Annotated in this window: 2 protein-coding genes; both read right to left on the minus strand. The window is 58.6% G+C overall.

The window, feature by feature from the left end:
• Positions 1 to 271: 271 nt before the first annotated feature.
• Positions 272 to 781 carry a hypothetical protein gene (locus MNBBLIKP_RS17805; RefSeq protein WP_140420616.1) on the minus strand — a complete coding sequence of 170 codons (510 nt, stop codon included), beginning with the start codon at positions 779 to 781 and terminating at the stop codon, positions 272 to 274.
• A gap of 5 nt (positions 782 to 786) precedes the next feature.
• Positions 787 to 13,272, minus strand: coding sequence for a LysM peptidoglycan-binding domain-containing protein (locus MNBBLIKP_RS14520; protein ID WP_088310984.1), 12,486 nt, complete (start codon positions 13,270 to 13,272; stop codon positions 787 to 789).
• Between the last annotated feature and the right edge of the window lie 128 nt (positions 13,273 to 13,400).

Genomic DNA, 13,400 nt, shown 5'->3' on the forward strand with positions numbered 1-13,400 from the left:
TGAAACACATCCGCGGCGCGTTTGGCGCGCAAAACGTTTTCAGACGACCCGGCGCGGGCCCAACAGGGGAGGGGGTGCCGACGATGTCAAAGAGAACCTGCCCCGACGGACTGGCCGGGGGCGGTTATGGCACAGTTGGGGGTTGTAGGAAAGTTTGGGTTTGGGGTGGTTTGTGCGGCCGGGCGAGTTAGGGGCGCAGCTATCGGGATTTAGGCAAGTATGAGCACTTCACCGAGAGCAGTATTCGCCACCGCAAGCTAAAATCGCTTGTTTACTTGCATGAAAGTTTATTTAGTTTAGAAATCTTTTTAACTAAAATTATTCCGTCAAATGAATTTCCAATTGCATAATTTGGAGAATTGAATTTTCGATTATAAAAAGTCCCAATAATAACGGCATCATAAGTGCAATAGCTATTCTCTAAAATATCCCTATATTCCCTTGAATGCTTAACATTATTTGACATTGCTGCAATTTTATACTTTTGATATGTTTGGCATCTGTCGTTATTTTTTTTAGTTTTTGGCTCGGTGGGGTAATTTCCGTCGGTCAATTCTAAGACAAAGTTCTTTGTATTGGCAATGGATATACATGAATTTAATGCAATATCATTTTTATCATAAATTGACGGATTTTTTTCAATTTCTTGAAATGTAGTTTCAATATAATTCGAATCTAGGTGGTTTGGCAATGATATGAGTGCATTTGTACCGCATGACATAACTGATGCATACGCAATTATAACGCAAAGTATAGCGCTAAATTTCATAAATGCACCCAATCACATTATGGATGAGGAAAAAATCCTCGATAACCATCATCAGTTGAAACTTTCCATTTCGGTTTTTTACTTGGATTACTCGCGTTTTGATTGATGTACGACATCGTATCAAAACTTCCGTCAATCCCACCAAGAACAAATGAGATTGGCTGCATTCCATGTTTTACACGGTATTCATTTATTTGCTTGAAAGCCGCTTCGTCTGAGGGGCTTCCTTTGGAAAAGTTTATATCATCGGCGCTATTTCCTTGTGGATGAATATGCCAATAGCTCTTGATTCGCGTGTGATCGATATCTGGTGAAGGGACATAAGGCTGTTTGTCTTCAGCAACATCGTAGCCAATTAACTTTTTACCGACAAGCTCATAACGATCTTTACCATTTAGCCCCACCGACCCGACGTTCATGGTGTATACGAATTTTCCGCTACCTGGGGTAGTTTCATTGATTACCCCAGCTCGTTCGCGGTTATCGCCAAACGCGTTTTTATGAGCAAATCCAAAAGCTACAGCATTAAGTTGCGCATCCCGCAAATTAGCAAACTCATAGTCCTCTGTTTGAAGTGTGATTCTTACAGTTGAGGTTGTAACTACTCCACTAGGAGTCGTAGTTTTTATTGTTAGGTCGACCGCTTGCCCACGCAGTTGTACGCGCATTCTCTGATCAATATCACTAAGGCGGGTAACTGAATCGGAAAGATCCTTTACATTAGTTCGAGCAGTTGTCTCAACGCTCGCGCGAGTTGCCCTAGTTTGCTCGCGCTGGTCTCTTGCTTGGACTGCAGCGGCTTCGAGTTTGGCAATCTTCTCTGGCTTAGCGCCCTTGGCCTGTGCATCAGCGAGCTTCCGCTCTGCCTTGGCCACTCGTTCGTCTGCCTTCTTCATCTCCTTTGCTGTTCTTGCTTCTTCTTGCTGCAATCTGAACTGAGCTTGGGGGAGATCTCTATCCCGAATTGCAACCAGATCGTGCGACTTCCAATCCTGAATTTCAGCTGCTGTGACTGGTGGAACTGGCGCAGAGGTACCTGCTGCTGGTGTTGTTCCTGGCACAGCCGCAGAGGTGCCTGCAGCCGGTGTAGTAGCAGTTCCTGGTGCAGCAGGTGGCAAAGTTCCTCCAGGGGCGGGCACCGCAGCCATTCCGATTATTTCAACTGTCTCCTCGGGCGGTTGTGGTGGTACAATCTTCTCTGCAAACCGCGTAATAGCATCTTCAATTTTTTCGCCGATTGCATCATCGAGGAATCCCGGTAGCGAGGAGATGATATTGTCCCCGAAATCGGTTCCATTGACCAGACTTTCAGCCGCAATGCCCGCGATCCGCTTGACGACCTTTTCGGCCAGGTCGCCAAACTTGCCGCCGATATTCAGCTTGTCACCAACAACGCTCGTCACACCAGCGGCCGCAACACCGCCCCAGTTCATTTTATCCTGGAGCCCGGTGGCAACGTTGATGCCCTGAGTTATGGTATTCTGCGCGACCTTGCTGATGGCCTTGCCGACAATGCTCTTGCCGCCAAGCTTGGCATAATCGAAGAATCCGCTGACAACGTCAGAAACGAAGCTTCTGCCGATTTCCTTCCAGTCGATGTGGTCTTGCAGGCCAACCAGCGTGCTGATCCCCTGCGACACAACATTCGAAATGCCGTTGACGATGGCCTTGCCAATGATCGGAATGCCGTAGATCGGCGCAAGGATCACGCGGAAGAATGCGTTCACAACAGTGGAAATGATCCACCGCATGATCGAGCCGAAGACGCCGCACTTCTTGTTGTTGGAATTCTTGGGGGGCTGCGGAGTGGTCGGCTGGACGTCGCCAATGCCACGTCCCTGATCATAAGTGCGGAAGGTGCTGCTGGTGTTGTGCACGTTCGCAAGGTTGCTGGGTACACGCAGAACCTGGCCCGCTACCAGCTGCGAGCTGGCCCCGAGACTGTTGGCATCGGCGATCAGGTACCACAGGCTGGAATCGCCGTAGATCGCTTGGGCAATTCCTTCCAGCGTATCACCGCCCCGCACCGTATAGGCAAAGCCCGCACCGCCACCTTCGCCGGGGCTGAGGCTGTTGTAGGCCTGATCGAAGTCCGAATACTGGCTGGCGAATTCGCTGCTCATCCGGAACGGCGTGTTGGTGGCCGTGGTCGGGGTCGCTACGCGTTCGGTCAGCGCGGTTTCGTATTCGGGATCGTCGTTGCCGTTGTTGCCGGTGGTGCCGACCTGCTTGCCATCGAAGAACCACCAGGCCTGGATCGGATCGCCGCCCTTTTGGGTGGAGGCGTTGTAGGCGATGTTGTCCGCCTCGGTCCGCTTGATGATCTGGCCCGATGCATCGGTGATATAGGTCACGTTGCGCGGGCGGCCATCGCTGATGTTGACCGAGGTGAGGTGGCCGTTGACGTCATACTGGAACTGGTTGGTGAATATGGTGTTCGTCGCGGAACCGGTATCGGAATCAAAGCTGACCCCGGCCTGCTGCGCGCTGTCCCACCAGGTGTAGGAATACTGGGTGAAGGTATCGGGGGTATCGTTGTAGGTGGTCCCGTATTTCATCCGGTAGTTTGCGGAAGTTACCGAGTTAAGGACGCCTCCAGCAAGGTAGTTGTTGGTCACGCTGGCGACTGTGACATAGAGGATATTGTCACTTTCGACGCGGCGCAGCGACGTGGTTTCATAGAGTACGGCGTTGCGATAGTCGTAACTGATGCCATAGCGGTTGAACTGCACCGTGGTGCCGTCGGTCGCGAATTCGCGGTAGTCAGTCACGCGGCCGAGCAGGTCATAGGTGTTCTGCGCGCGCAGCAGGTTGCCGTAACCCTGGTTGATGCTGACCGTGGCGACGAGGCCATCGGCGTTATAGGTGTAAACCTCCTGGCTGGTGCTTTCGTAGCCGGTATAGCCGGACTGGACATAGACCTTGCGGCTTTGCGTCGCGCGTTCGCTGGCGAGGTTGTAGGTAATCTCCAGCCCTTGCACGGTGGTGGTGGTGATTGCCCCGTTCAGCAGCACGCCCTTGACCGTGGTCATCCGGTTCAAGCTGTCATACTTGTACCAGTAATCTTCGGTCACATTGGCGCCGAGTGCCTGATTGGCGGTATAAGTGGCGTGGGTGGCCACGGTGCGGCGGACGTTGCCTGCCGCGTCATAAGAATTGGTGATGCTGGCACCGCCGTTGCCCGACGTGCCCGGATCGGTGAAGGTCAGCAGCCGGTTCAGCGCATCATAGGTGCCGCGCCCTTCCTGCATGGTCTGGGTGTAGCTGCCGGCGTAACCGCCGTAATAGTAGTAGTAATAGGTCCCCGCGAGCTTTTCATAGGTGCGGTTGCCATCGGCGTCATAGGTATAGGTGGCGTCGATATTGGCGTTGGAATAGCCGTTGATCGCGGCCGAATTGTCATTCATCGCGGCCATGCGGCCGGTGTTGAAATAGGTGTAGCTGAGCGATTGCAGTGCGGCGCCGGTCACCGGTGCGACCGAGGTCTGCGTGATCAGCTGCCCTGCCTTGTTGTAGGTATAGGTATAGACGTGCCCGCCCAGATCGGTGCGGCTGAGCATGCGGCCGAAGAAATCGGTCGTTTCGCTGGTGGTGTGGCCGTTGGCATAGCTGCCCGCCTTGGTCCACCCGCCGTTCAGCCCCAGCGCGGCATTGGCCACCCCGGTCCAGCTGTAGGTGTAGGTGGTGATATCGCCCGCGAAATTGACCTGCTTGGTCACGCGGCCCTGCACGTCGTAATCGGTGGTTTCCTTGATCGGGGTGTACCCGATTATCGGATATTCCCAATGTGAGGTATCGATCCAGACCGCATCGGGCGAAATTTCTTGCCACTCAGATTGCGGCTCGCCGTAATCCCAGTACCCATCCACGACCCACACCGGGGTGCCATAGATCGGGGTCTGGAACACGTTGTTCCAGTGCGTCACGCGCTGGCCGAGAATGTCGTAGCCGAAGTTTTCGACCAGGCCCGAAGCCTTGGTCACCTGGGTCAGACGGTTGGCCTTGTCATAGACATTGGTGGTCTTGCGGCCCAGGCCGTCATAGGTTTCCACGGTGTTGCCGAAGGCGTTGAAGCGGGCTTCCCACACCGAATTGTCGGGCCGGAATTCCTTGAGCGCCACCGCCTCGTTCCCGCCATAGCCGGTCCCGGCCTGCAGGGTGCGGGTGGTCCAGAAGCCATTGGCGTTCTGCGATCCGACCGCGCGGCCGGACAGGTCATAGACGTAGTTTTCGGTCGGCCGCAGGGCCGAGGTGACGCCCGCTTCGTTGGTCACGTTGACCGTGGGGGCCATCTTTTGCGTCAGGCGGCCCATGGTGTTGTAGGCATAATTGGTGGTGTTGCCGCGCGCATCGGTCTCGCTCGCGACTTCGCCGAATGCGGTGTAGCTGCGGCTGCGGACCAGGGTTGCGGTGGTGGTCAGCGCGACATCGGCCGAATTGGCGATGGTGCGGCTGGGTTCGCGCGTGGCGAGCGCCATGTTGCGCTTGTCATAAGTGGTCACGGTGGCGACCACATCGGTCACGCTCATCGTATCGATCGCGCCGATATAGGTCAGCACGGTATCGACGCTGTCGCCGGTCAGATCCTTGCCGTTTGACTGGATCATCAAGGTGGCGTTGCCGTTGGCATCATAGACCACGAATTTCGCCACGCCATCGCCGCCGGTGGTTTTGACCACGCGGCCGGCATTGTCATAGCCGAACGATTCCTGGGTATAGCCGCCGACCACGCGCGTGGTGACTTCGCCATAGGTGTTGTAGGTGAACTGGGTGACCGGGCCCTGGGTGTTCCACACCCCGGTGTTGGTCTGGGTGGCCTGCCATTGCGACACGACGCGGCCCGCGGTGTCATAGCTGGTCAGGCTGCCTTCGTAACTGGCATTGGCCGTATCGACCACGCCTGCGGAATTGGCGCGCTGGTAATAGTCATGGGTCTTGCGGCCCATGATGTCGTACCAGGAGTTGCGCTGGTTCCCCAGCGGATCCTGCGTCCACTGCAGCTTGTTGCCGTTATAGCCGAACATGTTCACACGGTCATCGGCGGCGGAATAGCCCGCGGCATAGCTGCCGATGGTGCCCGCCGCGCCGCCGACCGAGGTGCCTGCTTCGGCGCGTTCGACGGTGCGGGCCAGGTTGTTGTTGGCGTCGTAATAGAAATAGCTGACGTGGCGGACCTGCGCGGTGCCATTGGTGCCGACATCCAGCGTGACGGCATCGAGCTGGCGTTCAAGCCGGCCCTGGTTGTCATACTGGTATTCGATCTTGTCGCCGGTCGCTTCGACCTTGCTCTTGACTTCGCCCAGGCCGTTGTAGGTGTAGACGATATTGGCGGCGCCGGTCCCGGTGGTCAGCGCACCGGCCGCGCCCACCGTGGCCATGGCCACATTGTGACGAGTCTCGGTCAGGCGGCGGCCCATCTTGTCATAGGTGAAGCTGGTGTGGCGATCATCGGCCGAAGCTGCCACGCCCGGCGATGCGCCCAGCGGATTGGGCGTGCCCGCCACCTTGGTGGCATAGCGCTGATCCCACAGCACATTGCCATCCGCATCACGCGTCCAGGTGGTGAGGTAGCCTTCCTGGTCAACCTTGGCCACTTCCTTGCCGCGCTTGTCGTACCAGTGGTAGATCGCGTTGCCGTTGGCGTCGGTTTCCTTGATCAGGTTCCCGGCGGCGTCATACTGGTTGTAGCTGTTGAGGTTCTGCCCGGCGCTGGTGGCATAGGCGGTGCCGTTGTAGGCCCCGGTGCGCACCCCGATCACGCTGGTCTGCACCAGACGATTGCTGCGGTCATAGCTCAGCTGGGTTTCGCGGAAAGTGCCAATCCCCGTCGCTGCGGTGCCGCCTGCCGCTGTCGGCGCGGCGGCCTGTCCGGAATAGACCTTTTGCGACGTGACGTTGCCGTTGCCATCATAGGCCCAGGCGGTCTGCGTGAGGACCGGGTTGATCTCTGCGATCTTGCGGTTGTTGCGATCGTAATAGCTATAGGTCTTGCCGCCGTCCGCCGCGGTTTGCAGCACCACGTTGCCGCGCCGGTCATACTGCCACTGGGTAACGGGGGTCTGACCCATGAAGGCCGGGTCGGTCTGCTTGGTCAGCCGGTCGAGCTTGTCATATTCATAGGCGGTGATCAGCCGGCCATAGGTGATGTTGGTGCCGCTGACCGGGATGTTCGAACCTTCGAACTTCTGCACCAGATTGCCGCGCGAATCGTAGCTGTAGGTGGTGACGACCTGCGACAGCACCAGGGTTCCGGCATAGTCATAGACCGACTGGTTGCGCGTTTCCGACGTCATCAGCCCGCGCTTGTCATACGCATAGCTGGTGACCCCGCCCAGCTTGTTGGTCACGCTGGTGCGATTGCCCAGCGCGTCATAGCTGAAGCTTTCGGTGAAGAGTTCAGCGTCCTTCGCGGTCTTGACGCGGCCCACTTTGTCATAAGTGAATTCGGTAACCGCATCGGCCGCCGCATTTGCGGCCCAGGTGGGCAGGACCGTGGCCGAAATGCTGGCCAGATTGGTCGCCGCATTGGCATAGCGGGTGACTTTGGCAACTTCCGAATTCAGCCCGTATTCGGTCTTGACGACATAGCCTTCCGGATCGACCTGCAAGGTCAGACGGCCGAGCTTGTCGTAATAGAAGTAGCCTGAATTACCGCGCGGATCGGTAACCTTGACCTTGTTGCCAAGGGCATCATAGGCGAAAGTGGTGGTGGCGAACGTCAGGGCTTCGCCGATCTTGCCCACATCGACAGACTGGGTCACCACGCGGCCCAGCGCGTCATAAGTGAAGTTGGTGGTGGAAGCTTCCGGCTTGCCCGCCGCGCTCACCACGCTCAGCACATTGCCCAGAATGTCGTAGCTGTAATTGGTAGTGCTCGCCTCAGCCGCGCCATAGGCGCGCGTCTCTTGAGTGACCCGGCCCAGATTGTCGAACACGCGGTGCGTGGTCACCGCATCGCCGGTGCCATAGGCAACCGTGGTGTCGGTGATCTGGCCCAGTGCATCCATCACGAAATGGGTGACATTGCCTTCGCCATCGGTGACGTCGGTCAGCCGGGCGGCATTGTCATAGGCATAAGTGGTGACCACGGCAGTGGCCGGAATATTGGTGGCGGGCAGGCCATTGTTCAGCGTGGTGCTGAACAGCCCGGCGATCGTGCTGGTGGTCCAGCCGGCCGGCAGAGTAACCTGGTTGGTGTAACGGATCGTCTGAATGACATTGCCCAGCTTGTCATAGACGCTCTGCGTAACGAAGCCTTCGCCATCGACGGCATAGACCGGGCGGTTCGCCCCGTCATAGGCATAGGACATGACCACTGCCGTGGCCGGGATATTGGTGGCAGGCAGGCCTGCGGTGGGAATCGTGGTGGAGAACAGCGCCGCCACTTGCGCGGTGGTGGAACTGTTGGTCAGCGTGGTGGTCTGCAGGGCGTAACGGATCGTCTGGATGACGTTGTTCGCCTTGTCATAGACGTTCTGCGTGACATAGCCTTCGGCATCGACCGCATAGACTGCACGGCCATCGCCGTCATAGAATGCGCGGCTGACGCGGTCGGTGCTGCCAGCGGCCAGGGTCGCGGCGGTGGTGGTGGTGAGCGCATTGGTCACTACGTCCCTGACCTTCTTGGTCAGGGTCAGATCGCCATTGCCGGCAGTGGAAATTTCGTTCCACTGGTTGGGCTGGGTAATATCGGCCAGTGCCGCGACCTGCGCGGCAGACAGCGTGCCGACGAACTGGCGTGCCGCAATGGTGCGGTCTTCCGCATCATAAAAGGTCTGCGTGACCTGCCCTTCGGCGTTGATCGTCAGGTTCAGACGGTTGCTGACGTCATAGATGAACCGCGTGGTGCGCCCCAGCGCATCGGTGCTGGCGATCAGGTTGTTGTTGACGTCGTAATAGTACAGCGTCGTAACATTCAGCTTGCCGCTGCCCGCATCGTCGATCTTCTTGGTCAGGCGCCCAACCGTATCGTATTCAAACGTAGTGGTGCGCGCCTGCGCGGTGCCTACTGCATCGGTCTGCGAGACTACCTTGCCATCGGCGCGATAGATGAAATCGGTGGTCAGGTTCAGTTTGCCCGATCCGGCATCCTGCACCACCCGGGTCTTCTGCCCCTTGGCATCAAAGGTGAACTGGGTGACCACCCCTGCGGCGTCGGTCACGCTCAGCGCCTGACCCTTGGCGTCATAGCTGTAGGTGGTGGTCAGGTTCAGCTTGCCGCTGCCATAGTCCCGCACCTCGGTCAGCACGCGGCCAACGGCATCATAGGTATAATGGGTCGCGGCGTTCTTGGCGTCGATCACATCGACAACCCGGCCGGCCTTGTCATAGCTGTAGGTGGTGGTCCCCGCCGCATCGGCTACAGTCTTGAGATTGCCGTCCTTGTCATAGGTATAGGTTGTGGTCTGGTTCTTGCCATCGGTGATCTGGATGGTCTGGCCATAGGCGTTCTGCTTGACCGAACTGGTGATCCCTTCCGGCGTTGTCGTGGTGACATTGCGGTTGAACAGATCATAGCTGAAATTGGCGATCTTGTTGGTGCGATCGGTCGATGAAATGACATTCGAACGCGCATCGTAAACAAAGCTGGTCGCCGCATAATAGGCATCGCGCTGCCTGGTCACCCGGCCGGCCCGGTCGGCAAAGCTGCGGACAACCCGCACATCAGTGTAATTCAGCTGATGCTGGGTCATCAGCCCGTCAACGTTGGGCGTATCGTAAGTGTAACCTTCGTTGATCCGGGAAGCGGAGCTGCCGTTGACCAGGATGTTCGAATACCAGAACCGCCCGTCCGAATAATAGGCCAGGCTTTGCTGCAAGGCGGCATTGGGCCCGGTCAGGACCGGGCCGGTGATCAGGGTATTCTGTCCGAACGCATCGTAGCCATAGGTGGTGACATTGTTCAGCTCGTCCGTGCGCGAGCTGAGCAGCCCGCGCGTGTCATAGCCGAACTGGACCGAGCTGGGATCGCCCAGCCCCGACACAGCGGTGGTCACCGTCGCGGTGACCAGCCCACCGGTCAGCGTGGTGAGAGTGCCCGGCGCGATGCGGCCGCCATGGACGATGGTGGCCGATTCCTGTTCGAAGTTGTTGAACTGATGTTCCACTACTTCGCCCAGCGCATTGATTTCAAAGCGAAGATTGCCGTCACCGTCATAATAGTACAGCGTCTTCACGCCGCCTGCCCCGCTGCCATCGGGCGTAACCTTGGCGATCAGGCGGTCGGCCAGATCATAGCTGTAGGTCGTGCCGTAAGTGGCATAGACCGTATCGATCTGGGCCTGGGTCGGGCTGGCACCCAGCGCGGCCAGCGCCGCGCTGCCTTCGCCCGAAAGCTGGCTGGCGAGCCGACCCTTGCTGTCATAGCGCAAAGTCTGGGTGCGGGTTTCGGTGGAGACCGTTTCGGAAACGGTCTGGGTCAGCAGGCGGCCACGCGTATCATAGGTATAGGCAGTGGTTTCGGTATTGCCGCCGGTGAGAGTGCGGACCTGCGAGGTGACTGCGCCTGCGGTGTCGCGATACCACCGCGTATATTCCAGCGTGCCGCTGGCCGCCGGAAGCGTGGCCAGCGTATAGCTGGTGCTGGCGGTAACCTTTTGCCCGACGATCTGCTGATCAAGATCGCCCCGCGCGGTGTAGTGATAGCGCGTGACATTGCCTTCACCATCGATCGCCGCGCCCAACCGGCCGCGACCATCATACAGGCGATAGCTGTGCGCATCGTTGGCGGCATCCAGCACCAGTACGGTCTTGATCTGGGTCAGGGTCTTGCCCTGCCAGTTGGCCGGGGTGACCGCATTGGCATATCGGATCGTATCGATCAGGCGGCCAGCGGCGTCATAGGCATATTCGGTGATCTGGCCATTGCCAGTTCCGACCAGTTGCAACACGGTGCCGATCAGCAGCCCGTCATTGTCATACAGGTTCTGGCTGGTCTGATCTTCCCACAGATTGGTGCCCAGCGTGACCGGGGTAGTCGGGGTAGTGGTGCGATAGCCGCTGACGCCGTCGGCACCGTTGACTGTTGCGGCGCTCAGCCGCCCGGCATAGCCGGTGCTGGTCACCAGCCGCCCAGCGCCGTCATAATCGAACTTGGTGACCGCGCCGGACGCATCGATGGTCTGCACCACCCGGCCGGCCTTGTTGTAAATCGTCCAGGACCAGCGATCGGAAGTGCTCACCGCCGGGCGCACGGTCTGCGCTTCGGTGTTGGTGGTGACCGTGCCCAGCGTGGTCAGATTCGCAGCCGAAACAGCGTTGGCATAGGTAACCGTGGCGACAACGCGGTCCGCGCCGTCGTACTTGTATTCGGTCATCGTGCCGTTGCCGTCGATCGTCGCACTCAGGCGGCTCTGGCGGTCATAGGTGTAATAGGTTTTTACCCCCAGCGCGTCGGTCGCCATCCGCAGGCGGCCGATCGCGTCATAGGCATAGCTGGTGGTGCCCAGCGGGGTTCCGCCGGAACTGACCGCCTCGCTCTGCAGCGAACCATCGATGTTGTAGGTCAGCGTGCGGGTGGGATCGTTGGGGGTGCTGATCGTGGTGATGCGGTTAAGGTCATCGATCGAAATGGTGGTGGTTTGACCCCGCAGGTCGGTCGACGAAATCACCCGGCCAAGGCCATCGTAGACAAAGGTTTCGGCAACCGGCGTGGCCGGCTCGCCCAGCACGTTGGTGCCCGACACCTTGCGGCTGAGCATGCGGCCAGCCATGTCATACAGGTAATCGACCTGGGTATAGTCCTGGGCCGTGATGCCCGCGCCGTTGGTATCGGTGGCGGAATAGCTTTTCGACTGGCTCAGGTTGCCGCGGAAGTCATAGACATTGTCGGTCCGCTGGACCAGCAGGTCATTGGCGGTTCCCGACCAGGTGTTCAGCGCGGCTTCGGTGAAGGCGCCGGTATATTTGCTGCCCGTATAGACCAGGGTGGCAGTCAGCTGGCCAAACCCGTTGTACTTGTATTCGGTGACCCGCCCTTCGGCGCTGACAGTGAAGCGCAAGTGCTTTTCCGCAACATCATCCACCGCAGTGCCATCATCGCCCACGCCGTTGCCGGCTTCGTCATAGATGTACTGGGTCAGCATCGCGCCGGCCGGAGCCACGCCATTGGCCACGCCATCGGCGTCAAACCCGGTGTAATGCGCCTCGGTCAGCAGCTGGTTGAGCGTGCCATAGGTGTACTTGACCGCGCTGTTATCGCCCAGCACCCGTTCCAGCAGGTTGAATTTGGCATCGAACAGGCTGCTGTCCGTCTCAATCGCCAGCGCGGCGTTGGTTTCGTCCGCAGTGCTGCCAAAGGTGCGCGCGGTGACCAGCAGCTGGTTGGTGTTGACAGTGGCGTAAGTGAACGTCTTGACCGAAGACGCTCCCCCGGTCAGCGCAGGCTCTTCCAGCCGGGTCAGGCGGCCCTGCGCGTCGGTGGTCATCTTGTAGACGTAGTTCAGCGTCGCACTGTTGATCGTGATCGTGGTGATCGTGCGGGTCGTATCGGCCGGATCGGCGGCATAGGTGAAGCCGGTGGTCTGCGATACGCCAGAAGCCATGGTCTGGGTCAGCAGCGAAACCTTGTTCGCGGTGTCATAGGCGATGGTATAGCTGGTGCCATCGGACTGCGCGATCCCGGTGATCAGCTTCGACGTGGCGTCCTTGTAGGTATAGGTGGTGCTATAGCTTGAAGCATCCGCCCCATTGAGCGGGGTCAGATCGACCGTGACTTTCCGCAGTCGGGCAGTCGCCAGTGCGGAATCATAGATATAGACCACCCGCGACAGGGTCTTGTTGATCGGGGTCGGGATAACCGACAGGTCGCTGTAGCTGGTGGTCAGCGTGATCTGGGTGTTGCCGCCAGAGTTCAGACCATAGGCCAGATCGGTATAGTTGAACTGCGTCGCGGTGGAATTCGCGGTGGTGACGCGGGTCAGCTTGCCTGCAGTGGTCGCCAGATCATAGGTATAGCTTACGGTGTTGCCGTCAGCATCCTTCATGTCGATGATGCGGCCGCCGATCCCCTGGGCAAAGGTCTGCACGACGCGTGACTTGCCTTCGGTATAGGTGAAGATCCCACCCGCCAGGCTTACCGTATCGTCGCTGTAGCCCTGATCGGTCGTGGCATAGCTGGTGCCGTTCCAGGCGAACACCACTTGCGTTCCGTCCCAGTCGGTCAGCGTCGCGGTGCTGCCGGCGGTGTTGGCGGTGCCGGAAAGGACAAGCTTGCGCTGCGTGCTCAGCAGCCAGCCGTCCGCATCGGCTGTGCCATCAAGGTTGGTGTAATTGTTGTTGAGCGCGCCCAGCGAATTGTAGGTGCTGTTGAACATCGCGTCGGGCCCGCGACCGACCAGAATTTCGTCCTGGGTCTGGATGACCAGACTGCCCGTCCCGGCGTTGACCGTCACCCCTTGCGGCGCCCGGCCCAGCCCTGCGCTGCCCAATTGCGCCCTGGATCCAAGCAGGTCCACCGAAGTGCGCTGCAGGCCAAGTCCCTTGCCGGTGACGATCGCGGTCATGTCTTCCCATCCTCTTCCCGCCGGCTCTGCAAATTGCGGACGCAGAACCGGTTCAAGTGTTAGTCGGGAGGATCGGCCGGGCAGTTTAGGGATTTTTTTGACTCGCGCGAAAGAAGCTTGCTTGTCGG

The sequence above is a fragment of the Novosphingobium sp. B 225 genome (assembly GCF_002198665.1).
In the GTDB taxonomy this organism is placed as follows: Bacteria; Pseudomonadota; Alphaproteobacteria; order Sphingomonadales; family Sphingomonadaceae; genus Novosphingobium.